Annotated in this window: 20 protein-coding genes; 14 read left to right on the forward strand and 6 right to left on the reverse strand. The window is 70.7% G+C overall.

Going from position 1 to position 24,341, the window contains the following annotated elements; all coding sequences use genetic code 11:
• Positions 1-918 carry an SDR family NAD(P)-dependent oxidoreductase gene (locus ABKA17_RS09815; RefSeq protein WP_353691517.1) on the reverse strand — a complete coding sequence of 306 codons (918 nt, stop codon included), beginning with the start codon at positions 916-918 and terminating at the stop codon, positions 1-3.
• A 257-nt stretch (positions 919-1,175) separates the two neighbouring features.
• Here ABKA17_RS09815 and ABKA17_RS09820 point away from each other — a divergent pair, with 257 nt between their 5' ends.
• From ABKA17_RS09820 to ABKA17_RS09840, 5 genes are all read left to right on the forward strand, one after another.
• The gene (locus ABKA17_RS09820) at positions 1,176-1,601 is read left to right on the forward strand and encodes a MarR family winged helix-turn-helix transcriptional regulator (RefSeq protein ID WP_353691629.1); all 426 of its coding nucleotides are present in this window, start codon (positions 1,176-1,178) and stop codon (positions 1,599-1,601) included.
• Positions 1,602-1,687: 86 nt separating this feature from the next.
• On the forward strand, positions 1,688-3,067 hold the full coding sequence (locus ABKA17_RS09825) for an alpha/beta hydrolase family protein (RefSeq protein WP_502994182.1): 1,380 nt from the start codon (positions 1,688-1,690) through the stop codon (positions 3,065-3,067).
• Complete coding sequence (locus ABKA17_RS09830) at positions 3,064-3,819, forward strand: IclR family transcriptional regulator (protein ID WP_353691519.1); 756 nt, start codon at positions 3,064-3,066, stop codon at positions 3,817-3,819. The genes ABKA17_RS09825 and ABKA17_RS09830 overlap by 4 nt, the downstream gene beginning before the upstream one ends.
• Positions 3,820-3,983: 164 nt before the next feature.
• Positions 3,984-5,177 carry a sensor histidine kinase gene (locus ABKA17_RS09835; protein ID WP_353691520.1) on the forward strand — a complete coding sequence of 398 codons (1,194 nt, stop codon included), beginning with the start codon at positions 3,984-3,986 and terminating at the stop codon, positions 5,175-5,177.
• Complete coding sequence (locus ABKA17_RS09840; protein WP_353691521.1) at positions 5,174-5,842, forward strand: response regulator; 669 nt, start codon at positions 5,174-5,176, stop codon at positions 5,840-5,842. The genes ABKA17_RS09835 and ABKA17_RS09840 overlap by 4 nt, the downstream gene beginning before the upstream one ends.
• Here the strand turns inward: ABKA17_RS09840 and ABKA17_RS09845 are convergent.
• Entirely contained in the window at positions 5,839-6,249 is a 411-nt protein-coding gene (locus tag ABKA17_RS09845) for a VOC family protein (RefSeq protein WP_353691522.1), read from the reverse strand. The genes ABKA17_RS09840 and ABKA17_RS09845 overlap by 4 nt on opposite strands.
• 200 nt (positions 6,250-6,449) lie before the next feature.
• Here ABKA17_RS09845 and ABKA17_RS09850 point away from each other — a divergent pair, with 200 nt between their 5' ends.
• The gene (locus ABKA17_RS09850) at positions 6,450-8,552 is read left to right on the forward strand and encodes an MMPL family transporter (protein ID WP_353691630.1); all 2,103 of its coding nucleotides are present in this window, start codon (positions 6,450-6,452) and stop codon (positions 8,550-8,552) included.
• Positions 8,553-8,712: 160 nt separating this feature from the next.
• Entirely contained in the window at positions 8,713-9,948 is a 1,236-nt protein-coding gene (locus ABKA17_RS09855) for a L,D-transpeptidase (RefSeq protein ID WP_353691523.1), read from the forward strand.
• A gap of 54 nt (positions 9,949-10,002) precedes the next feature.
• On the opposite strand, the gene ABKA17_RS09860 is transcribed toward ABKA17_RS09855, so the two are convergent.
• Complete coding sequence (locus ABKA17_RS09860) at positions 10,003-10,725, reverse strand: SMI1/KNR4 family protein (protein ID WP_353691524.1); 723 nt, start codon at positions 10,723-10,725, stop codon at positions 10,003-10,005.
• A 113-nt stretch (positions 10,726-10,838) separates the two neighbouring features.
• On the opposite strand from ABKA17_RS09860, the gene ABKA17_RS09865 reads away from it, so the two are divergent.
• Positions 10,839-11,777, forward strand: a complete 939-nt coding sequence (locus ABKA17_RS09865) for a tetratricopeptide repeat protein (RefSeq protein ID WP_502994191.1) — start codon at positions 10,839-10,841, stop codon at positions 11,775-11,777.
• A gap of 88 nt (positions 11,778-11,865) precedes the next feature.
• Here ABKA17_RS09865 and ABKA17_RS09870 read toward each other — a convergent pair whose 3' ends face one another.
• Together ABKA17_RS09870 and ABKA17_RS09875 are read right to left on the reverse strand one after the other, a co-directional pair.
• On the reverse strand, positions 11,866-12,621 hold the full coding sequence (locus ABKA17_RS09870; protein ID WP_353691526.1) for a helix-turn-helix transcriptional regulator: 756 nt from the start codon (positions 12,619-12,621) through the stop codon (positions 11,866-11,868).
• A gap of 150 nt (positions 12,622-12,771) precedes the next feature.
• The gene (locus ABKA17_RS09875) at positions 12,772-13,983 is read right to left on the reverse strand and encodes an RNA-guided endonuclease InsQ/TnpB family protein (RefSeq protein ID WP_353691527.1); all 1,212 of its coding nucleotides are present in this window, start codon (positions 13,981-13,983) and stop codon (positions 12,772-12,774) included.
• A 412-nt stretch (positions 13,984-14,395) separates the two neighbouring features.
• Between ABKA17_RS09875 and ABKA17_RS09880 the strand changes: the two genes are divergently transcribed.
• Entirely contained in the window at positions 14,396-15,781 is a 1,386-nt protein-coding gene (locus tag ABKA17_RS09880) for a glycoside hydrolase family 16 protein (protein WP_353691528.1), read from the forward strand.
• 56 nt (positions 15,782-15,837) lie between these two features.
• On the opposite strand, the gene ABKA17_RS09885 is transcribed toward ABKA17_RS09880, so the two are convergent.
• Positions 15,838-16,731: a helix-turn-helix domain-containing protein gene (locus tag ABKA17_RS09885; RefSeq protein WP_353691529.1), complete on the reverse strand. Its 894-nt coding sequence runs from the start codon at positions 16,729-16,731 to the stop codon at positions 15,838-15,840.
• Between the two features lie 145 nt (positions 16,732-16,876).
• Between ABKA17_RS09885 and tkt the strand changes: the two genes are divergently transcribed.
• From tkt to pgi, 5 genes are read left to right on the forward strand one after another with little or no spacing between them, the layout of a single operon-like run.
• The gene (gene tkt / locus ABKA17_RS09890; protein WP_353691530.1) at positions 16,877-18,952 is read left to right on the forward strand and encodes a transketolase; all 2,076 of its coding nucleotides are present in this window, start codon (positions 16,877-16,879) and stop codon (positions 18,950-18,952) included.
• Positions 18,953-18,971: 19 nt separating this feature from the next.
• On the forward strand, positions 18,972-20,117 hold the full coding sequence (gene tal, locus ABKA17_RS09895) for a transaldolase (protein ID WP_353691531.1): 1,146 nt from the start codon (positions 18,972-18,974) through the stop codon (positions 20,115-20,117).
• Positions 20,114-21,760, forward strand: coding sequence for a glucose-6-phosphate dehydrogenase (gene zwf / locus ABKA17_RS09900; RefSeq protein ID WP_353691532.1), 1,647 nt, complete (start codon positions 20,114-20,116; stop codon positions 21,758-21,760). Before tal ends, zwf begins: the two co-directional genes overlap by 4 nt.
• Entirely contained in the window at positions 21,757-22,692 is a 936-nt protein-coding gene (gene opcA / locus ABKA17_RS09905; protein ID WP_353691533.1) for a glucose-6-phosphate dehydrogenase assembly protein OpcA, read from the forward strand. Before zwf ends, opcA begins: the two co-directional genes overlap by 4 nt.
• A complete protein-coding gene (pgi, locus tag ABKA17_RS09910; protein ID WP_353691534.1) occupies positions 22,685-24,337 on the forward strand; it encodes a glucose-6-phosphate isomerase in 1,653 nt (550 codons plus the stop codon). The genes opcA and pgi overlap by 8 nt, the downstream gene beginning before the upstream one ends.
• Positions 24,338-24,341 lie beyond the last annotated feature (4 nt).

A 24,341-nucleotide genomic window follows, 5' to 3' on the forward strand; every position in this document is an offset into this window, starting at 1 on the left:
TCACGCCTCCGGAAGCTTCGGCGCCGGGATGCCGACGGACTGGAGTTCGGCGCCGACCGACGTCGGGAAGGCGTCGGCCAGGGTGTCCGGGGTCCAGCCGCCGTCGGCGTAGGCCGTCCTGATCTCCTGCGGATGGGACCAGAGTGCCACCTTGTCGCCGCCGATGCCGATGGCCTGGCCGGTGATGGAACGGGCGGCCTCGGAGGCGAGGAAGGGGACCAGGGCCGCGCAGTCCTCGGGGGTGCCGAAGCCCTCGCCCTTGCGGAGGAAGTCGGGGAGCGGCTCGCCGCTCCGCATGGCCTCGATGTACGGGGCGAAGGCGGGGATCGTCTCGGTCATCGCGGTCGCGGCGACCGGCACGATCGCGTTGACGGTGATGCCGGCCCGGCCCAGCTCCATCGACCAGGTGCGGGCGAAGGCGGCGATGCCGGCCTTGGCGGCGGCGTAGTTGGTCTGGCCGAAGTTGCCGCGCTGCCCGGCCGGGGAGCCGACGAGGATCAGCGAGCCGCCCTCGCCCTGTTCGCGCATCCGCACGGCGGCGGCGCGGGCGCAGGTGAAGGTGCCCTTGAGGTGGGTGGTGATCACCGCGTCGAAGTCGTCGTCGGTCATCTTCCACAGCACCTTGTCGCGCAGGATGCCCGCGTTGGTGACCAGGACGTCGATCCGCCCGAACTCCTCGACCGCGCGGTTGACCAGCCGCTCGGCGGCCTCGGTGGTGCCGACGGGGACGACCTCGGCGACGGCGGTGCCGCCGGCCTCGGTGATGGACTTCACGGCCGCCTCGGCCACCGCCTCGTCGACGTCGTTGACGACCACGGACGCGCCGTGGGCGGCGAGGGCGTGCGCATAGGCGAGGCCGAGGCCCCGGCCGCTGCCGGTGACGACGGCGACCTTGCCGGAGAGATCGATGCTGGGCACGGGGGAAGTCCCTTCACGAGCTGATGCGGGGTGCTACGGGCGGAGCGGATGGTGCGGGCCGTGCGGGTGGCACGGCAGCCGCTGTACGGCTCCGCTGCCGAGATCGAAGCTAAGAGCAATAATTGTTGACGTCAATAGTTGTTCACGTCCAACGGGTGAGTCATGCTGGAATCTGCATGACCGACCGACCCGGGGAGCCCGCCATCACACGCCAGCACGTCACGAACCCGAACCCGATCGACGCGGACGAGCCGTGGATGCGCGCGCTGCACGCCGACACGGGGTATCTGCTGTACCGCCTGGGACTGCGCTCGGGTCAGTTGTTCAACACGTTCCTCCAGGAGTCGGGGCTGCGGCTGCGGCACTACGCGGTGCTGCGTTTCCTCGCCGGTTCCGAGGGCGCGCTCCAGCGCGAGCTGAGCAATCGGCTCGGCTACGACCCGAGCGCGATCGTCGGCCTGGTCGACGACCTGGAGAAGCTGGGCTTCGCCGAGCGCCGCCCCTCCCCCGACGACCGGCGCAGCCGGATCGTCGTCCTGACCGAGGACGGCCGGGCCTTCCTGCGCGGCACCGACGAGGCGGGCCTGCGCGTGACGAACGAACTCCTGGACCCACTGGACGCCGCCGAGCGCGAGGCGCTGCACGGATTGCTGCTGCGGATCGCGGAGGACGGTCTCAACTGATGTTGTGCAAGTGATTGACGGCGGGAAGTGCACTGCCTAACTTCACTCGCGTCCCGCACCACGCCCCCCGCCTCGGAAGGGACCCCGTGTTGAGAACCCCCACCGCGCTCGCCTTGCTGACCGCGACCCTGTGCGCCGCCACCTCCCTGCCCGCACAGGCCGACAGCACCACGGACACCCACCTCGAAGGTCAACTCCCCTCGGGCGCCGCGTACTTGATGGACGTCCCCGCCGACTGGAACGGCACCGTGCTGCTCTACAGCCACGGCTACCGGCCCACCGCGGCTCCCATCGCCGCGCAGAACGCGCCGAGTCCGGCCACCCTGACCAAGCTCCTCGGCGAGGGGTACGCGCTCATCGGCTCCTCGTACGCGACGAACGGCTGGGCGATCACCGACGCCGTGCCGGACCAACTGGCCACGCTGGACCTGTTCACGGACAAGTTCGGCGCGGCCGAGCAGACGATCGCCTGGGGCACGTCCTACGGCGGTTTCGTCACGACGACGCTGGCCGAACGGCACGCCGACCGGTTCGACGGCTCGCTGTCGATGTGCGGTCTGGTGCAGGGCGGCGTCGCGAACTGGAACAGCACGCTGGACCCGGTGTTCGCGCTGAAGACGCTGCTCGCGCCGGGCGCGGACATCCAACTCACCGGTTTCGCCGACCAGTCGGCCGCCGTCGGCGCCGCGAACGCACTCTCCGCCGAGGTCGCCGACGCCCAGCAGACCCCCGAGGGCCGCGCCCGTATCGCGCTGGCCGCCGCCCTGCACAACATCCCCGGCCACAACGACCCCTCTCAGACCGAGCCCGCCCCGACCGACTGGGCCGCGCGGCAGGCCAACCAGTACGCGGCGGTCAGGGGACTCCTCCAGTTCCCCGCCTTCAGCTGGCGTCAGGAGGCCGAGAGCCGGGCCGGCGGCAACATGTCCTGGAACACGGGCGTCGACTACCCGTCGATGCTCGCCCGGTCCCCGCTGTACAAAGAGGTGACGGCGCTCTACAAGGAGGCGGGACTGTCCCTGCGCGGCGACCTCACGTCCCTCAACCGCGCCCCCCGGATCACCGCGGACCCCGCGGCCGTACGATGGATGCGCGGGACCAGCGCGCTCTCGGGCCGCCTCACCGACCCCCAGCTCGACATCCACACCACCGGCGACGCGTTGATCCCCGTCCAGGCCGAGAGCGCCTACCGACGGGCCGCCACGGCGGCGGGCTCCGGCCGACTCCTCACCCAGGCCTACGTCGAGGGCCCCGGGCACTGCACCTTCACCACGGGTGAGATGATCGGCGCCCTGCACACCCTGGAACACCGCCTGGACACGGGCCGCTGGGACGCCTCACCCGACGCCCTCAACTCCCGTGCTACACAGGCGGATTCGACGACGGCTCCCCGCTATGTGAGCTACCGGCCCGCCGCCTACCCCCGCCCGTACGACCTCGCGCATCCGGGAGACGCCCGGTCATGACCGTCCGCTCCGCGCCCGACCGGCTGCTGTCCGTGCTCGCGGCTTTCGACCACGAGCACCCGGCGCTGAGCCTTACGGACATCAGCCGACGGGCCGGGCTGACCCTCACCACCGCGCACCGGCTCGTGGGCGCCCTCACCGACTGGGGCGCTCTGGAGCGGGACGAGTCGGGGGTCTACCACGTCGGGCTACGGCTCTGGGAGGTCGCAGCCCTCGCCCCGCGCGGGCTCGCACTGCGCCAGATCGCCCTGCCCTACCTGGAGGACCTGTACGAAGCCACGCACGAAAACGTGCAGTTGGCCGTGCGGGACGGCGCCGAGGTCGTCTACATCGAGTGGCTCTCGGGGCGTTCGTCGGTCGGCGTGCACATCCGGGTCGGCGCCCGCTGGCCCCTGCACGCCACCGGCGTCGGCCTCGCCCTGCTCGCCCACGAGACCCCGGAGTTCCAGGAACGCTACTGCGCGGGCCCGTTGGCCGCCTTCACCCCGTACACCATCACCGACCCGGCCCGCCTGCGCCGGATCCTCGCCGACGTACGGCGTACGGGGATGGCGGTCAGCGACCGTCAGGTCACCGACGACGCGCTCTCGGTCGCCGCCCCCGTACGCGGCCCGGGCGGGACGGTGACGGCCGCCGTATCGATCGTGGTGCCTCAGGTCGACGCACAGGTACCGGTGCTGATTCCTGCGGTGCAGGTGGCGGCGCGGGGGATATCCAGGGCGCTGGGGTGGCAGCCGTCGGTCGACGGGTGACGGGTGACGGGTGACGGTAGACAGTCTGCGGTAGGGAGTCCGCGGTCGACGGTCTCCGGTCCACCGTAGGCGGTAGGCGGTCTGCGGATATCCCTCTCACCGGCGAGGCCGGCCGCCCGCACCCGTCGTGATACTGGTACGGCCCTTGCCCCGAGGAGCCGCTCATGTCCGCCCAGTTCTGGTTCACGCCGGTCGCCGCCCGGCTGCGTTCGGCCCATCCGTATGTCGTCGACACGGCGCTGGCCGCGCTCGTGCTGTTCGCCGTCTCGCTCCAGTGGCTCTTTCCCGACGAGGGGGACGATCCGCTGTCCCTGGTCGGCTGGTTGCTCGGTGCGGCCACGGCCGTGCCGCTGGTGTGGCGTGGCCGCGCCCCCTTCGTGACGGCGTGCGTGGTGTCGGTGACGACGCCCGCGCAGGCCGTGCATCACGCGCCGCCGCCGGATGTGATGTACGGCGGCATCGTCGTCCTCTACACCCTGGCCGCCCGCGGCAAGCCCTGGCAGCGGCGGTTCATGCTGGTGGGCTGGCTGGTCGGGGTCTCGCTGACCATGCACCACAAGGACAACACCGAACCCTTCGAGTACGCCTTCCAGTTGCTGAGCGTCGCGTGCGCCTACGCCCTCGGCGCGCTCTCCCGGGTCCAGCGCGCCTACACCGCCGAACTAGAGGACCGGGCCCGGCGTCTGGAGCGGGAGCGGGCCGCGGACACGGCGCGGGCGACGGCGCAGGAACGGGCCCGGATCGCCCGGGACATGCACGACATCCTCGCCCACGCGGTGAGCCTGATGGTGGTGCAGGCGGAGGCCGGTCCGGTCGTGGTGCGCAGTGATCCGGCGCGCGCGGAGGCAGCGTTCGACGCGATCGCGACTGCGGGCCGGGACGCCATGTCGCAGCTGCGGCGGATCCTCGGTGTACTCAAGGAGGAGAATCGCAACGGGACTTCGCCTCAGCCGGGCGTCCGGGCGCTGCCCGCCCTGGTCCGGCAGGTCGCTGAATCCACCGGTCTGCGCGTCGAGTTGACGACCGGAGGCGAGCCCCGTCCGCTGCCGCCGGACACCGACATCGCGGCCTACCGTGTGGTCCAGGAGGCTCTCACCAACACGGTCAAGCACGCGTACGCTTCCTGCGCGACCGTCGAACTCGACTGGACCGAGGAGGCGTTGACGGTGAAGGTGACGGACGACGGGCGGGGTCCCTCGGTCCCGGGCGGCGGGCACGGTCTGATCGGCATCCGTGAGCGCGCCGCGGCCTGCGGCGGCGACGCCCGCACCGGACGCGGACCGGACGGCGGTTTCCGGGTCGTCGTACGCCTTCCGGTGGCGGACCGGCAGACGGACCGTCAGGTGGCGCCGGGGTGAGTATCCGCGTGGTCGTCGCCGACGACCAGGAACTGGTCCGCAGCGGCTTCAGCATGATCCTGGAGGCGCAGGCGGACATCGAGGTGGTCGCCGAGGCGGGCGACGGGGCGGAGGCGGTCGCCGCGGTGCAGCGGCACACCCCCGACGTACTGCTCCTCGACATCCGGATGCCCGTGATGGACGGCCTCCAGGCGGCCCGGCGGGTGTGCGCACAGTCCGCGTGCAAGGTCGTCATGCTGACCACGTTCGACCTGGACGAGTACGTCTACGAGGCGCTGTACGCGGGCGCCAGCGGCTTTCTGCTCAAGGACGTGCGCCGGGACGACCTGGTGCACGCGGTGCGGGTGGTGGCGGCCGGCGACTCGCTGCTCGCGCCCGCGGTGACCCGGCGGCTGGTCGCGGACATCGTGCGGCGCCGCCGGGAACAGGCCGCCGCCGAGGTCACCCCGCAGCGGCTCGACGTCCTGACCGCGCGCGAGGTGGAGACCCTGCGGATGCTGGCGCGCGGTCTGTCCAACGCGGAGATCGCCACGACCCTGTTCGTGAGCGAGCACACCGTGAAGACCCATGTCAGCAATGTGCTGGGCAAGTTGGGACTCAGGGACCGGGTGCAGGCGGTGATCTGCGCCTACGAGACCGGCCTGGTGACGCCGGGTGCGCCCTAGGACTGGTCGCCCAGCTCGGTGAAGAGGGTCAGCTGGAGTGAACCCGGCGCCTCCAGGCGGGAGTTGAGGGAGTTCCAGGGCGTGCGGGTCGGTTCGGCGAGCACCTCGGCGCCGGCCTCGGCCAGCTTCGCCGTGGTGGCGGTGGAGTCGTCGACCTCGAAGGCGACCCGGAGATGTCCGGCCACCCGGCGCCCTACCTCGACCTCGTCGATGAACGCGGCGTGGTTCGGGTCGGTGATCTCCAGCGTGGCCCGGCCTGCCTCCAGGATGGTGACCCGGCCGTCGGGCGAGGAGAACGCGGCGCGTTCGGGCAGGCCGAGGACGTCCCGGTAGAAGCGCAGGGCCTCGTCGTAGTCCTCGGCCGTGACGACGAGACGGAGTTCCTTGACGGCGGGTGCGTCGGACATGTCGGCTCCTCGTGGTCGCTGCTGGTGACGTGATCAACTCCCGTACCGGTGCGGTTCATTCCTCCCTCGGCGGAGGGAGTGGGGCGGCAGTCTCCCCCGTACGACGGAGGCCCGGAAACCGCTCGCTCCGGTGATCCGGCGCCACCCCCTGCGGCACGAGCCTGAAGGGCATGTCAACCGACGTCTCGCCGGGAGGGACCGTGCTCTCCACACTCGCCCGGACGGCCACGCGCCGTCCGCTCACCGTCATCGCGTTCTGGGTGGTCTTCCTGCTGCTCGGCTTCGGGCTCGGTACGGGCGTCTTCGGGCGCCTGTCGGACAACGTGCCCGAAGTCCCCGGCACCGAGTCGGAGGCGGCCGCCGAGTACCTCGACCGTGTCGACCCCGCCGGCGACTCCGTCACGGCGGTCGTCGAAGGCGTCGCCGTGTCCGACCCGGCCCTCAAAGCCCAGGTCGACCGGGCCGTCGCCGCCGTCCGGGAGATCGCCGGAGTCGCCGCCGTGCCGGACCCGTACGGGACACCCGGACTGCTCGCCGAGGACGGGCGGGCGCTGATCATCCCGGTCGCCCTGGAAGGTGGCCTGGACGACGACGCCGAGGAACGGGCGGTGAACGCGGCGGCCGACCGCATCAAGCTGATCGAGGCACCCGAAGTCCATGTCAGCGGCGGCCCGTTGCTGGGGCTCCAGATCGGCGAGAAGGCCCAGGAGGACGTCAAGAACGCCGAGTTGATCTCACTGCCGGTCGTACTCGCCCTGCTGCTGGTGGTGTTCGGCGGTCTGCGCTCGGCCGCCCTGCCGCTGTTCATCGCGGTCAGCGGCATCGCGGGCGCGTTCCTCGCGCTCTTCCTGTTCAGCGAGGTCACGGACATCTCCGTGTACGCGATCCAGGTCACCACCATGCTGGGGCTCGGACTCGCCGTGGACTACGCCCTGTTGATGCTGGTGCGCTTCCGCGAGGAGCGCCGGCACACCGACGACGTCGCCGAGGCCGTGCACCGCACCGTCGGCGCGGCCGGGCGGACGGTGCTGTTCTCCGGGCTCACCGTGGCGGTCAGTCTGACCGGGCTGCTGGTGTTCCCGAGCGTGTTCCTGCGCAGCATGGGGCTTGCGGTGGCCGCCGTGGTGGTCGTCGACATGCTGGCCGCGCTGACGCTGCTGCCCGCCCTGCTGACCCGGTTCGGCGGGAAGATCCCGCCGGCGAAGGTGCGACCGGAGGGCGAGGAGGGCCGCGTCTTCGCCCGTCTGGCCCGCTTCTCCGCCCGCAACCGGGTCGCCGTCCTCGCGGTGCTCGTCCCGGCCCTGCTGGTGCTCGCCCTGCCGGTCGCCGGTATGCGGATCAACCTCGGGGACGCCCAGCAACTGCCGTCGAGCACCGAGGCACGGCAGCTGTACGACACCGTCGACGCCCACTTCCCGCCGGGCACCGGGGTGTCGCCGGTGACCGTGGTCCTGAAGCCGGGCACCCGACAGGCGACCGTCGACCGTATACAGAACCTCTCCCCCCGCGCCGAGACCCGGGACCTGCCGGGCGGCACCACCGTCGTGGAACTGCCGCCGCCCGGCAGCGTGGACGGCGACGGCGCCACCGACCTGGTGCAGCGGGTACGGGACCTGCGGGGCGACGACCCGGTGGAGGTCACCGGACCCGCGGCGCGGCTCGTCGACTTCCGCGAGATGCTCGCCGAGCGGGCACCCTGGGCCGCGGTGACCGTCCTGGCCGGCATCTTCGTCCTGCTGTTCGCGTTCACGGGGTCGGTGCTGATCCCGTTGCGCACCATCGCGACGACGCTGCTCAGTCTCGGTGCCGCGCTGGGCGTGGTGGTGTGGGTCTTCCAGGACGGCCATCTGGCGGGCCTGTTGGGCGCGGAGGGCCTGGGCGCGCTGAGTCTGACGGCACCGCCACTGATCATCGCGATCGCCTTCGGACTGGCCATGGACTACGAACTGTTCATCCTGGCCCGGATGCGCGAGGCCCGCCGCCGCACCGGTGACGACCAGGAGGCGGTGGTCACCGGGCTGCGCAGGTCCGGCCGGGTCGTCACCTGTGCCGCGCTGCTGCTCGCCGTGGTCTTCGGCGCCTTCATGACGGGCGGCTTCTCCCCCATCCTCCAGATCGGACTGGGCCTCACCCTCGCGGTGCTGATCGACGCCACCGTCGTACGGATGCTGCTGGTCCCGGCGACGATGGCGCTGCTCGGGCGGCGGGCGTGGTGGGCGCCGAAGCCGTTGCGGCGGGCGCACGACCGGTTCGGGCTCAGCGAGGAGGAGCCGGTCGAGCCGCACGTACCGACGAACGCCTGACGTGCCCCGGGAGGGGCCCGGCCGCGACACGGTCGGGCCCCTTCCCCGAGCAGCGGGTCCTCACGGGAATCTCAGGAAGCGGCCCGGGGATTCAAAGGGTCAGCAAATCTGCGCGGCGCAGGATGCAGACGCAAAGGCGGATATCTCAGGAAGGCCTGCTGTGGGCGTCTCGCACATATCGAACCGTTCCGACCAGCCGTCGCAGAGGTGGTCGCGGCGCGGGATGCTCACCGTGCTGGGCGTGCTGCCGGCCGCGGTGCTCACCGGGTGCAGCGGGTCGGCGGACGCCTCGGAGGACTCCAAGGCGTCGGCCTCGGCGAGGGCCGCCGCGGCGAAGAAGCCGGTCGTGGTGGTCAGCCCCGCCGACGGCACCAGGAAAGCCGCGTTCACCGACCCCGTCGAAGTCACCGTGACCGACGGCACGCTCGCCTCCGTCGAAGTGACCGGCAACGACGGCTCCTCGCTGGCCGGGACGTACAACGACGCGAAGACGAAGTGGACTTCGACCGGGAACCCGTACTCGGGGACGAAGTACACGGTCACGGTGAAGGCCGAGGGCGCCGACGCAAAGAGCGCGACCTTCACCACCCGGTCCCCCGGTGAGACCTTCGTCGGCTACTTCACGCCGGAGGCGGACTCCACCTCCGGCGTCGGCATGCCCGTGTCGATCAACTTCACGCACGCCGTGACCGACAAGGCCGCCGTGGAGAAGGCGATCACGGTGACCGCCGAGCCGGCCGTGGAGGTCGTCGGGCACTGGTTCAGCGACACCCGGCTGGACTTCCGGCCGGAGACATACTGGGCGGCGGGCACGAAGATCACGCTCGGGCTGCGGTTGAAGGACGTCGAAGGACAGGATGGTGTCTACGGTATACAGTCGAAGGACGTCACCTTCCACATCGGCCGCGCCCAGTTCACCACGGTCGACCTGGCGGCCAAGGAGATGGTGGTGAAACGGGACGGCGCGACGCACGCCACCTTCCCCGTCTCCGGCGGCGACTCCGACCACACCACCTGGTCCGGGATCATGGTGATCAGCGAGCGCTTCAAGCAGACCCGGATGGAGTCCTCCACGGTCGGCCTGGGCGACGAGTACGACATCTCCGACGTCCCGCACGCCCAGCGCCTGACCACGTCCGGCACCTTCGTCCACGGCAACTACTGGGCGTCCACCTCGGTGTTCGGCAGCCGGAACACCAGCCACGGCTGCATCGGCCTGCACGACGCGAAGGGCGCGAACGACAGCTCCGTCGCGGGCTACAAGTTCTACGAGAGCTCGATGCTCGGCGACGTGGTGATCGTGAAGAACTCCGGTGAGAAGACGGTCGATCCGGCCAACGGCCTCAACGGCTGGAACCTGTCCTGGGAGGAGTGGAAGGCGGGCAGCGCGCTCTAGCCCTGTCGGCCCGGGGACCCGCACTCGACGGCACCCCCGGGCCCGACGCCGGCGTCAGCAGACCCAGGGACCTGGCAGGTCGTCGCGGACGACGTCGAGGTCGGCGGCCGTACGTCCGCGTGCGTGGACCCAGGACTCCTCGTGGAGACCGTCCCGGCGCACCAGTCGACCAGGAGCCGCGTACCAGCGCAGCGGCGAGTCGCCCTCGCTCGCCCACAAGGGATGGTCCGGCAGTTCGACCCGCGCGTAGCGAGCCCGGAGGGTCGGCAACAGTGCGTCCGGCAGCTCGCAGGCGTCGTAGTGGCCGTCCGAGGCGAGGAGCGACTCACCCAGTACGAGCTCCACCCAGGCCAGGGACATCCGGTCGAGGAAGGGAATCCAGCCGCGGTGCGACTCCATCAGCACCGGTGGGTCGTCCAGCTCGACGCGGTCCAGGGGGATCCCCCAGGCGGCGCAGCCCTGGTTCTCGTGGCGAAAGACCAGAACGCCGTCCTCGGCGTCGGCCACATGGAGCCCGCCGGCGGGCACCAGTGGATCCTGCTGCCGGGTCAGGTCGTCCCGCCGACCGAGGAGCCGGTACCCCTCACGCACGGCGGCGGGAAGTTCGAAGCCCAGATCGGCCTCCGCGGCCGCGAGCTCCTCCTCGTCGCAGCCGTCCTCCGGCCGCAGCGGACGGCCGGCCCACGCGTCGGCGAACCAGCGCACGAACTCCCAGGCCTCGGACCGGGACCGCACTCCGCCCCGCAGCACCACCGACACATCGGGACCCTCCACCATGCCTAGGACGCTACCGCCTCACTCGCCCCTGCGGCGGCGCGCTCGGACCGGGCGGATACCCTCGGGCCGTGACGAATCGGGAAGTGGCGGCCGGGGTCGGTCTCGCGCGGGTCATGGCGCACTGCGGGGGCAGCCCGGAGGCGGCCGTGCGTCATCTGGTCGGTGCCATCGCCTCCGCGCCACAGGACCCCGAGCCCTACGCGGTCCTCGCCGAGCTGTGGCGGGATCAGCCGGCGGAGCTGACCGAGGCCGTCCGTGGCTCCGACTCCCTGAGCGCGGTGCTGGCGCGGTCGTACGTCGACTTCCTCGACGGCGCCATGGACGACGCGGCGATGGCGATCGGGTCGGTCACCGGTGCGCGCCCGGACATCGCGTGGGCGACGGCGCCCTGGTTCGGTGACGAGCGTTTTCTCGGCGCGGTGAGTGCCGACGCGCTGGCCGAGGCCGCGATGCGGACGATGGACCACGGCCACGACCTGGACTCCGAGGGCATGCGGGAACGGTTCCGGCCCTGGTTCGACGCCATCGACGCGGTCACCGCCCGCCGCCCCGAGCCGGAGGCGTTGGCCAGGATGGCGATCCTGCTGCGGGCCTGCGGTCGCACCGACGCCTCGTTCGCGCTCTGCGACCGGGCGGACTCCGTCGAACGGATCATGCTGACGGAGGTCGTACGGGCGGGTACGTGGCGCAGGTTGGGTGATCCCGGGCAGACGGTGGCGGCGTTCGAGCGCGCTCTCGCGCTGGACCCGGCCAACTGGTCGCTCCATCTCGACCTGGCCGATGTCCACGCCGAGCAGGGCGACTTCACCGCGGCGGTCCGGCTCACCGACCAGGGAGCGCGGCACGCCCCGACCGAGCCCACCCTGCTCGCGGCCGGGGCCGCCTACCGGGCACGGCTCACCGGCTCGCCCGCCGCACTGGACGAACTGCTCGCCCTGGCACCGAAGTTGCCGAACGACTCCTACCTCGGCCTGCTGATCGACCACGCCTGCGCCGGCCCCGGCCTCCCGGCCGAGCTCGTGGCGACGGCCCGCCGCATCCAGAAGCCCTGACGCTCACCTCGCCGAGAAGTCGAGAAGTCGGGAGTCGGGAAGTCGGGAAGCGGGTCCCCGCAAGGTCCGGGCGCCCGCGGCCCGGCCCTCAGGGCAGCTCCGGTTCCGGCTCCGGCTCCGGAAAGACGCGGGCGACGGCCGCGGTGCGGCTGGAGACGCCGAGCTTGCGGAAGATGTTCTCCAGGTGTTTGCGGATGGTGCTCGGCGCGACCACGAACTGGCCCGCGATCTCCTCGGTCCCCCACCCGACCGCGACGGCCCGGAGCACGTCGAGTTCACGCGGGGTCAGACGTACCGGATCGCGGCGCCGTCGAGCGGCCTCGTGGTACACGGCGTTGAGATGCGGACGCAGCAACTGCAGTGTCAGCCGGTCGCGTTCACTGAACGGCCGGTCCCGCTCCCGGGAGACGGAGTACATGCGGATGCGCCCGGGCGCCGTCGGCAGGGCGACGACCATCATGGCGAGGAAGGGCCGCATGTAGTCGGTGTAGAGGGCCGTGTCACGGAACTCCCGGGTCGCCATGTAGTCGGTCAACTGGCCGACATCCAGGTGCCCGTGGCTGCGCTCCACGTCCGCGCAGTGCGGATGCTCATGCTTGTGGAGCCACCACACCTCGTCGTCGGGCTCCGGGTAGTGGCCGCCGTACTCCACCGCCTGGAAGCCCAGCGACCGCCGGGTGGGCAGGTCGACCTCGCTGAACTCCGCCAGATCGCAGGGCACCAGTCGGCCGAGCCCGTCGAGCAGGGACGGCGGCGGGAACCCGCCGGAGTCGTCGTGGCGTGCCTCGTCGATGACGTCGAGCATCATCCGCAGATGGCGTTCGGTGATCGTATGGCGGCTCATGGCGCCCCCTGCCGCATCCGGACCGGTCCCCCGTCGGACTCATCGACCATACGCCCGCCCGAAGAGCCACGGAGGCCCTGCCCTGAACGGCCCATACACGCCTTCATCGGTTGAATCCTCCCCTCCCTGAAGAGGGAGGGGATTCCTGGCTCAGGCCGCCTCCTGGAGCAGCGCTCCAGGAGGTCTTGCGCCCTCGGCACCAGCCGGGTTGAGACCAGCCCGGTGGAGCATCACGCGGGCGGAGTTCTTGTCCCTGGGGGACACGGCTCCGCAGGCGGTGCAGCTGTAGGTGCGTTCCGACAGCGGCAGTGCGTGCTTGATTCTCGCTCCGCACTGCGCGCAGTCCATGGTGGTGTGCGCGGGATGGACAAGGCGTACGTCCCGGCCGTGCTTGCGGCCCATCTCCAGCAGAGCCTGTTTGGTGGCGCCGATCGCGGCGTCCGCCGCCTTGCGGGCCATGGTGGTTCGGCTGAGGAACTTGGGGCGGAAGTCCTCCACGGCGATCGCATCATGGTCCCGGACGACACGTTTGGCCCACTTGCGGCCGGTGTCCTGGCGCTGCCGGGCGATCTTCGCGCAGGTCTTGGCCCGCCACTTCTTCGCCTCGCGGTAACCCTTCGAGCCGGACCGGCCCCTGGCGGGTTTGCGGCGGGCCATCATCCGGTCGTAGCGCGACAACTTCGCCTGGGCCTTTCGGCCGTGCTGGGCGTGCGCAAGGTCGTGCGTGTCGGAGGTGGTGGTCGCGGTCTCCCTCACCCCCCAGTCGATGCCGATCACCGCGCCGGTGGCGGGGAGAGGTTCGGCCTGGGCGGGCACGACGAAGGAGGCGTACCAGTGGCCCAGGCTGTCCTGGTAGATCCGTACCGAGGACGGGTCGGCGGGCAGGTCCCGCGACCAGACCACACCGAACACGATCCCGCCCGCCAGGTGCAGGCGCCCGTCCCTGAGCCGGAAGCCGCGCCGGGTGTAGTTCAGGCTGGGGAGGGCTTCGCGTTTCTTCTTGTACTTCGGCATTCCGGCCCGCTGCCGCTGTGGCAGGCGTTTCTTGATGTCCTTGTGCGCCTTCGCGCGGGACGTGCCGAAGTCGCGGATGACCTGCTGCTGCGGCACCGAGCTGCCCTCGCGAAGCCACGACGTCGCCTGCCGGGCCGCGGTCAGCATCCTGTCGAGCTGGGCCGGACCGCAGGTCGCCTTCTCATCGGTGGCCTTGTTGCGCGCGTGTACGGCCCGGGACTTGGCCACGCACTCGTTCCAGATCCACCTACAGCGCTCCCACTCCGCCAGAACCCGCGTGCGGGCGGTCGATGACACTCGCAACCGGTACGTGTACCGGGCATGCCCGCCCTCCCCGGCCTCCAGCACGACATCCCTCCTCACACGGCCCGCCCGCTCGTTCCGGCTTCCACGACAAGACCGTATGTACGAGACGCGCACACCCGTACCCAAATCTGTCCACCGTCACCACAACCAGCGAACACTGGAATACGCGTTCGCCTCCCCGGCTTCCCCGGTCGCCCTGCGGGCGCTCCGCACCCCAAAAGACCAGACACGGCGACGCTCCGCGTCGCGGCCACAGGATGCGCTTCCTCCCCGACGTGAACGCCGGGGCATCCCCGCAAGAATCAGGTGAACTCGACCGCCCCACAAGGACTTCACCCGCTTCAACTCTTGACGACCCGAGTTCCGGGGAGCACATTGGCCGCACCCTGAGAGCGCTCTCAAAGCCTCCCGGGGGCACCCGCGCACCTCACCCCGTACCCGAGAGGCACACCCCATGAGTGCACCCTCCGGAACACCCAGACGCCGACGCGCCCTGATCGCCGTCCTGTCCACCCTGGGACTGGCGGCCGCCCTCGCCACGGCCGCCACGCTGCCGGCGAACGCCAACGCCCCCACACCGCCGTCCGGTTGGACGCAGGTCTTCGTCGACGACTTCAACGGCGCCGCCGGCACCGGCGTCAACACCTCCAACTGGCAGTACGCGACCGGCACCGGCTACCCGGGCGGCCCCGCCAACTGGGGCACCGGCGAGGTCGAGACGATGACGTCGAGCACGAGCAACGTGGCACTCGACGGCAACGGCAACCTGCGCATCACCCCACTGCGCGACTCGGCGGGCAGATGGACGTCCGGGCGTATCGAGACCAACCGCACCGACTTCCAGCCCCCGTCCGGCGGGAAGCTGCGCGTCGAGGCACGGATCCAGATGCCCAACGTCACGGGCACGGCGGCCGAGGGCTACTGGCCGGCCTTCTGGATGCTGGGCGCGCCCTACCGGGGCAACTACCAGAACTGGCCGAGCGTCGGCGAGCTGGACATCATGGAGAACGTCCAGGGCATGAACCGCGTGTGGGCGACCATGCACTGCGGTACGAACCCGGGCGGCCCGTGCAACGAGACGACGGGCCTCGGCAGTTACACGGCGTGTCCCGGCTCGACCTGCCAGTCGGCGTTCCACACCTACACGATGGAGTGGGACCGGTCCGTGTCGCCGGAGACGATCCGCTTCCTCGTCGACGGCACCCAGTTCCACTCGGTCAACGCGAGCCAGATGGACGCCACGACCTGGGCCAACGCCACGAACCACGGGTTCTTCGTCATCCTGAACGTGGCGATGGGCGGCGCCTTCCCGGACGCGTTCGGCGGCGGCCTAGACAGCGGTACGCAGTCCGGGGTGCCCATGGTCGTCGACTACGTCCAGGTGCTGTCGGCGACCGGGGGCGGCACCACGCCGCCGCCGACCGGCACCCGCGACGCGTACGCCGCGATCCAGGCCGAGTCGTACAACAGTCAGAGCGGTGTGAGCACCGAGACCACCACGGACACCGGCGGGGGTCAGAACATCGGCTATCTCGCCAATGGCGACTGGGCGCTCTACCAGAACGTCAACTTCGGTTCCACGGCGGCCACCCAGTTCGTCGCGCGGGTGGCGAGCGGCGCCGCGTCAGGGGTGAGCGGGCTGGTCGAGGTACGGCTGGACAGCCGCACCAACGCGCCCATAGGGAGCTTCTCCCTCGCCAACACCGGCGGTTGGCAGACCTGGCGGACCGTGCCGGCGAACATGAGCTCGGTGACGGGCACCCACGATGTGTATCTGACCTTCACCAGCGGTCAGTCGGGGGACTTCGTGAACGTCAACTGGTTCAACTTCGGGCACTGACACGCCCTTTGATGAGGGGTCCCGCGCGCCCGGGGCCCCTCATCGCGCGCGTCCACTCATCGCACGTCCGCGCGGAACCCCACCGGTGTCTGCCCCGCGTGCAACTGGAAGAACTTCGAGAAGTTCGCCGCGTCCGGGAACCCCACCGCCGCCCCCACCCGCCCGATCGGCAGGTCCGTGTGCGCGAGCAGCCGTTTGGCCTCCAGGACGACCCGCTTGTCGATGAATCCCTTCGGCGTCTGTCCGGTCGCGGCGCGCACCGCGCGGACCAGGGTCCGGCGTGAGTAGCCGAGGGCGTCGGCGTAGGCGCTGACACTGTGGTTCGTCGCGAAGTCCTTCTCCACCGCGTCCCGGAACAGTGTGAACGTGGTGTCCGAGCGCCCCGCGGCCCCCTCCTGCGAGCTCGCCGCGAGATGGGCCAGCCGGAGCAGGAACGCGGTCAGGGAGTGGCGGAGGACCGCCGTGTGCAGGCTCAGGGGGAGGGTCGCCGTGTCCTTGTACTCGCGCCGCAGCTGGGCCAGCGCCGCGCCCAGTCCCGCCAGTTGCGCCGCGTCGGGGTGCAGCAGCGGCGGCAGGTCGTAGCGGTACAGCCCGGTCGCCTCGACCGTGGCCCGCGGCAGAAAGCCCGGTTGCATGGTCAGGACGGTTCCGCGGTACCCGCTTCTGCGCGAGAAGCGGTGGACCTGGCCCGGGCGGATCCACAGCACGTCGCCGGCGTACGCCTCGTGGTCGGCGAAGTCGATCATGTGGCGGACGGGGCCCTGGTCGAAGAGCATCACGAGATGGAAGTCGATGCGGTGGACGCGGTGCAGCGGGGCGTCGGCGTGCCAGGTGCGGTGCGGGCCCATGGGTCCGACCTGCATGCCGACGCCGCCGACGCTCCGCTCGATGGGGAAGGGGAACGTTCTGATCGCGTCACCGTCGACACCTTGAGAGGTTCTGTCCGTCATGTCCTTCTCGCGCCACCCAGTCGCACTGATCCATGTCCCACTTTCACCACAGGCTGACACACCCCGACCTTCCCCCGTATAAGTCTGACTTTTAAGTTTGAACGCGTCAGAGCAGCTCTCCGCTCCAACCGAGGACTTCTTGAAGATGAGCACGCAGACACCGGACAGCTTCGAATGGACCGAACTCGACCGGCGTGCCGTCGACACCGCCCGTCTGCTGGCGGCCGACGCCGTGCAGAAGGTCGGCAACGGACACCCGGGCACCGCGATGAGCCTGGCCCCCGCCGCGTACACGATCTTTCAGAAGGTGATGCGCCACGACCCGGCCGACCCGGAGTGGACCGGCCGTGACCGGTTCGTCCTCTCCCCCGGCCACACCTCGCTCACCCTCTACACCCAGCTCTTCCTCGCCGGGTACGAGGTGGGGCTCGAGGATCTGAAGGCCTTCAGGACCCAGGGTTCCAAGACCCCCGGCCACCCCGAGTACGGGCACACCGCCGGCGTCGAGACCACCACCGGGCCGCTCGGACAGGGCCTCGCCAACGCGGTGGGCATGGCGATGGCCGCCCGCTACGAGCGCGGCCTGTTCGACCCCGAGGCCGCCGAGGGCGAGTCCCCCTTCGACCACACCGTCTGGGCGATCGTCTCCGACGGCGACCTGGAGGAGGGCGTCTCCGCCGAGGCCTCCTCCCTCGCCGGCCACCAGAGGCTCGGCAACCTCGTCCTCCTCTACGACGACAACCACATCTCCATCGAGGGCGACACCGCGACCGCCTTCTCCGAGAACGTCCTCAAGCGGTACGAGGCCTACGGCTGGCACACCCAGCGCATCGAGCCCGCCGCCGACGGCGACGTCGACGTACCGGCCCTGCACTCCGCGCTGAAGGCCGCGCAGGCCGAGACCGGGCGGCCGTCCATCATCGCGATGCGCACGATCATCGCCTGGCCGGCCCCGAACGCACAGAACACCGAGGCCTCCCACGGCTCCGCGCTCGGCGCCGAGGAGATCGCCGCGACCAAGCGGGTCCTCGGCTTCGACCCCGAGCAGACCTTCGAGGTGGCGCCCGAGGTGCTGGCCCACGCCCGTCGCGCCCTCGACCGCGGCGCCGAGGCGCACGCGGCCTGGGACAAGCAGATCGAGCAGTGGCGCGCCGCCGAGGGCGAGCGCGCCGAGCTCTTCGACCGGATCGTCGCCGGTCAGCTCCCCGAGGGCTGGGAGTCCTCGATCCCGGTCTTCGAGCCCGGCAAATCGGTCGCCACCCGTGCCGCCTCCGGCAAGGTCCTCCAGGCGCTCGGCGCGGTCCTGCCCGAGCTGTGGGGCGGCTCCGCCGACCTCGCCGGCTCCAACAACACGACCATCGACAAAACCTCCTCCTTCCTGCCGAGCGGCAACCCGCTGCCCGAGGCGAACCCGTACGGCCGTACGGTCCACTTCGGCATCCGCGAGTTCTCGATGGCCGCGGAGATGAACGGCATCGCGCTGCACGGCAACACCCGTATCTACGGCGGCACCTTCCTGGTGTTCTCCGACTACATGCGCAACGCCGTGCGGATGTCGGCGCTGATGCAGCTGCCCGTCACCTACGTCTGGACGCACGACTCCATCGGTCTCGGCGAGGACGGTCCCACCCATCAGCCGGTCGAGCACCTCGCCTCGCTGCGCGCGATCCCGGGCCTGAACATCGTCCGGCCCGCCGACGCCAACGAGACCGCGATCGCCTGGGCCGAGATCCTCAAGCGGCACGCCACCAAGCCGGCCCCGCACGGCCTGGCCCTCACCCGTCAGGGCGTGCCGACGTACACGCCCAACCCGGACGCGGCGCGCGGCGGTTACGTCCTCGCCGAGTCCTCCACGGCCACCCCCGACGTCGTCCTCATCGCCACCGGCTCCGAGGTGCAGCTCGCCATGGCCGCGCGGGAGCAGCTGGAGGCCGAGGGGATCGGCGCCCGCGTGGTGTCGATGCCGTCCGTGGAGTGGTTCGAGGAGCAGCCTCGGGAGTACCGGGACCGTGTCCTTCCGCCGTCCGTGCGAGCCCGTGTCACGATCGAGGCCGGGATCGGCCTGACGTGGTACCGGTTCACAGGTGACGCAGGACGCATCGTCTCCCTCGAACACTTCGGCGCCTCCGCCGATGCCCGGACCCTCTTCGCCGAGTTCGGCTTCACCGCCGAGAACGTCGCCGCGGCCGCCAAGGAATCCCTGGCCGCCGCGCGCGGTTGATCCGATCGCCAGAAAGAAGATGATCACAGTGACCGAAGCAACCGCGACCGCGGGAGCACTCGAACGCCTCTCCACCGAGGGCGTATCGATCTGGCTGGACGACCTGTCGCGCGGGCGCATCGAGTCCGGCAACCTCGCCGAACTCGTCGCGCACCACAACGTCGTCGGCGTCACCACCAACCCGTCCATCTTCCAGGCCGCCATCGGCTCGGGAGAGGGGTACGAGGAGCAGCTGACCGACCTCGCCGTGCGCGGGGTGACGGTCGACGAGGCCGTACGGATGATGACGACCGCCGATGTCCGCGCCGCCGCCGACGTCCTTCGTCCGGTGTACGAGGCGACCGCCGGTCGTGACGGCCGGGTCTCCATCGAGGTCGACCCCCGTCTCGCCCACCGCACCGCGGCGACGATCGCCGAGGCCAAGCAGCTCGCCTGGCTGGTCGACCGCCCCAACGTGATGATCAAGATCCCGGCGACGAAGGCCGGCCTCCCGGCGATCACCGAGGTCATCGGCCTCGGCATCAGCGTCAACGTCACGCTGATCTTCTCGCTGGAGCGCTACCGCGAGGTCATGGACGCCTACCTGGCCGGTCTGGAGAAGGCCGCCGCGAACGGCGTCGACCTCGCCGGCATCCACTCCGTCGCCTCCTTCTTCGTCTCCCGCGTCGACTCCGAGATCGACAAGCGGCTCACCGTCCTCGGCACGGACGCGGCGCTCGCCCTCAAGGGCAGGGCGGCCCTCGCCAACGCGCGGCTCGCCTACGAGGCGTACGAAGAAATCTTCTCGGGTGAGCGCTTCACCGCCCTCGCCGGTGCCAAGGCCAACAGGCAGCGCCCGCTGTGGGCCTCGACCGGCGTCAAGGACCCCGCGTACAAGGACACGCTGTACGTCGACGAGCTGGTCGCCCCGGGCACGGTCAACACGATGCCGGAGGCGACGCTGAACGCCACCGCCGACCACGGCCAGATCACCGGCGACACCGTGACCGGCGGCTACGCCCAGGCGCGCGCGGACCTGGCCGCCGTAGAGACTCTCGGGATCTCCTACGACGAGGTCGTGCGGCAGCTGGAGGACGAGGGCGTCGCCAAGTTCGAGGTGGCCTGGAACGACCTGCTGAGCGCCGTCACCAAGTCGCTGGACGGCAAGGGAGTGGACGCGGAATGACCGAGACACCCGCCACCGAGACCACTGAGATCGCAGAGACCGCGGAAAGCGCGGAGACCGCCTCGACCGGCGCCGCGGCCCTCGCGGCGGCCTCCGAGATCATCACGGCCGAAGAGGTGGCCGAGTGGGAGAACCCGCTCCGCCACCCCCAGGACCGCCGGCTCCCCCGCATCGCCGGGCCCTCCGGGCTCGTCATCTTCGGCGTCACCGGTGACCTGTCCCGCAAGAAGCTGATGCCGGCCGTGTACGACCTGGCCAACCGCGGCATGCTGCCGCCGGGCTTCTCGCTCGTCGGGTTCGCCCGGCGGGACTGGGAGGACCAGGACTTCGCGCAGGTCGTGCACGACTCGGTGCGCGAGCACGCGCGCACCGAGTTCCGTGAGGAGGTCTGGCAGCAGCTCGCCGAGGGCATGCGGTTCATCCCGGGCGACTTCGACGACGACCGGGCGTTCAAGCAACTGCGCCAGGCCGTCGACGAGTTGGACGCGTCGCGGGGTACGAGCGGCAACTACGCCTTCTATCTCTCCGTACCGCCGAAGTTCTTCCCCAAGGTCGTCCAGCAGCTCAAGAAGCACGGGCTCGCGGACGCCCCCGAGGGCTCCTGGCGGCGTGCGGTCATCGAGAAGCCGTTCGGCAGCGACCTCGCCAGCGCGCGGGAACTCAACGCGATCGTGCACGACGTGTTCGACCCGGAGCAGGTCTTCCGGATCGACCACTACCTCGGCAAGGAGACCGTCCAGAACATCCTGGCGCTCCGCTTCGCCAACCAGATGTACGAGCCCATCTGGAACCGCTCGTACGTCGACCACGTACAGATCACGATGGCCGAGGACATCGGGATCGGCGGCCGGGCCGGCTACTACGACGGCATCGGCGCCGCCCGTGACGTCATCCAGAACCACCTCCTCCAGCTCATGGCGCTGACCGCCATGGAGGAGCCGATCGCCTTCGACGCCGAGTCGCTGCTCACCGAGAAGCTCAAGGTGCTCAAGTCGGTGCGGCTGCCGGAGAAGCTGGGCGAGCACACCGTGCTGGCGCAGTACGCGGAGGGCTGGCAGGGCGGCGCGAAGGTGGCCGGGTACCTCCAGGAGGAGGGCATCGACCCGCAGTCGAAGACCGACACGTACGCGGCCATCAAGCTGGAGGTCGACAACCGGCGCTGGGCGGGCATCCCCTTCTATCTGCGCACCGGCAAGCGGCTGGGCCGCCGGGTCACGGAGATCGCGGTCGTCTTCAAGCGCGCCCCGCACTCCCCCTTCGACTCCACCGCCACCGAGGAGCTCGGCCAGAACGCCATCGTGATCCGGGTCCAGCCCGACGAGGGCATGACGGTCCGGTTCGGATCCAAGGTGCCGGGCACCTCGATGGAGATCCGGGACGTGTCGATGGACTTCGCCTACGGCGAGTCGTTCACCGAGTCCAGCCCGGAGGCGTACGAGCGGCTCATCCTGGATGTCCTCCTGGGCGACGCCAACCTGTTCCCGCGTCACCAGGAAGTGGAAGAGTCCTGGAAGATCCTCGACCCGATCGAGGCGTACTGGGCACGGCACGGCACGCCCGCGCAGTACGCGTCGGGCAGCTGGGGTCCGAGGGAAGCCGACGAGATGCTCGCACGAGACGGACGGAGCTGGCGCAGGCCATGAAGATCGACCTGACCGACACCACGGCAAGCAAGATCAACAAGGCGCTGGTGCAGGGCCGCCGCGCCATCGGCACTCCTGCCGTGGGCATGGTCCTGACGATGGTCATCGTCACGGACGAGGAGAACGCCTACGACGCGATCAAGGCGGCCGAGGAGGCCTCGCACGAGCACCCCTCGCGCACCCTGGTCGTCATCAAGCGGCACGCCCGCACCCCGCGCGACCGCCAGTCCTCCAAGCTGGACGCCGAGGTCCGGGTGGGCGCCGACGCCGGCACCGGCGAGACGGTGATCCTGCGCACCTACGGCGAGGTGTCCGACCACGCCGACTCGGTCGTCCTGCCGCTGCTGCTGCCGGACGCGCCGGTCGTGGTGTGGTGGCCGGTGGAGGCCCCGGAGAACCCGGCCAAGGACCCCCTCGGCGCCCTGGCGCAGCGCCGGATCACCGATCTGTACGCCGTCGAGAACCCCCTGGAGGTCCTGGGGACCCGGGTGAACTCCTACGCGCCCGGCGACACCGACCTCGCCTGGACCCGTCTCACCCCGTGGCGCTCGATGCTCGCCGCCGCCCTCGACCAGGCCAAGGCGGAGATCACCTCGGCCGCCGTGGAGGCCGAGGAGGAGAACCCGGCCGCCGAACTGCTGGCCCGCTGGCTGGAGGCCCGCCTCGGCGTCACCGTGGACCGGGTGGTGACCGCGGGTCCGGTCGTCACGGCGGTCCGGCTGGGCACCGCGAACGGCGAGATCGTCATCGACCGCCCCGAGGGTCCGCTGGCCACGCTGTCCCTGCCCGGGCAGCCCTCGCGCACCCTCGCGCTGAAGGTCCGCACCACCTCCGAACTCATCGCCGAGGAGCTCAGGCGCCTCGACGCGGACGAGATGTACGCCGTCGCCCTGCGCGGCGAGGGCACCAAGGAGAACCCCGCTCATGTCTGACTCTCCCCTGTTGACGCGGCGCCCCGAGTGGACGGCCCTGGAGGACCACCGCGCCGAAGGGCTCGCGCAGTTGCGCGAGTTGTTCGCGACGGACCCCGGGCGCGCGGAGCGGTACGTCGTGCGGGTGGGCGATCTGCGGATCGACTACTCCAAGCACCTGGTCACCGACGAGACGCTGGCCATGCTCCAGGAACTGGCCACCGCCACCGATGTGTTCGGCCTGCGCGACGCCATGTTCCGCGGTGAGAAGATCAACCTCACCGAGGACCGGGCGGTCCTGCACACCGCGCTGCGCGCCCCGGCCGACGCGGTCGTCGAGGTCGACGGCGAGAACGTCGTCCCGCAGGTGCACGCCGTGCTGGACAAGATGGGCCGCTTCGCCGAGCGGGTCCGTTCCGGCGAGTGGACCGGCCACACCGGCAAGCGCATCAGGAACGTCGTCAACATCGGCATCGGCGGCTCCGACCTCGGTCCCGCGATGGCGTACGAGGCGCTCCGCGCCTTCACGGCACGGGAGTTGACCTTCCGGTTCGTCTCCAACGTCGACGGCTCCGACCTCCACGAGGCGGTCCGCGACCTGGACCCGGCGGAAACCCTGTTCATCGTCGCCTCCAAGACCTTCACGACCATCGAGACGATCACCAACGCCACCTCGGCCCGGTCGTGGCTCCTGGAGGGCCCCGGCGGGCTGCGGGAGGACAAGGCCGTCGCGAAGCACTTCGTCGCGCTGTCGACGAACGGCGGCAAGGTCACCGAGTTCGGCATCGACCCGGACAACATGTTCGAGTTCTGGGACTGGGTCGGCGGCCGCTACTCCTACGACTCGGCGATCGGTCTCTCCCTGATGATCGCCATCGGCCCGGACCGCTTCCGCGAGATGCTCGACGGCTTCCGCATCGTCGACGAGCACTTCCGCAGCGCGCCCGCCGAGGCCAACGCCCCGCTGCTGCTGGGCCTGTTGGGCATCTGGTACGGCAACTTCCTGGGCGCCCAGTCGCACGCGGTGCTGCCGTACAGCCACTACCTGTCGAAGTTCACCGCCTACCTCCAGCAGCTCGACATGGAGTCCAACGGCAAGTCGGTGCAGCGCGACGGACGGCCCGTGGACTGGCAGACCGGGCCGGTGGTGTGGGGCACGCCCGGCACCAACGGGCAGCACGCGTACTACCAGTTGATCCACCAGGGCACCAAGCTGATCCCGGCGGACTTCATCGGCTTCGCCCGGCCCGTGGACGAACTGAGCGACGAACTGGCGGCGCAGCACGACCTGTTGATGGCCAACCTGTTCGCGCAGGGGCAGGCCCTCGCGTTCGGCAAGACGCCGGACGAGGTCCGCGCGGAGGGCGTCCCCGAGGAGCTGGTGGCGCACAAGACGTTCCGGGGCAACCACCCCACGACGACGATCCTGGCGAAGGAACTCACCCCCTCCGTCCTCGGCCAGCTGATCGCGCTGTACGAGCACAAGGTGTTCGTGCAGGGCGCCGTCTGGCACATCGACTCCTTCGACCAGTGGGGCGTCGAGCTGGGCAAGGTGCTCGCCAAGCGGGTCGAGCCCGCGCTGACCGAGGGGGCCGACGTCCCCGGTCTGGACCCCTCCACGGCCGCCCTCGTGGCCGCCTACCGCGAACTCAAGGAAGTGCACTGAGATG

It is taken from the genome of Streptomyces sp. RG80 (genome assembly GCF_040446465.1).
Classification (GTDB): Bacteria; Actinomycetota; Actinomycetes; order Streptomycetales; family Streptomycetaceae; genus Streptomyces.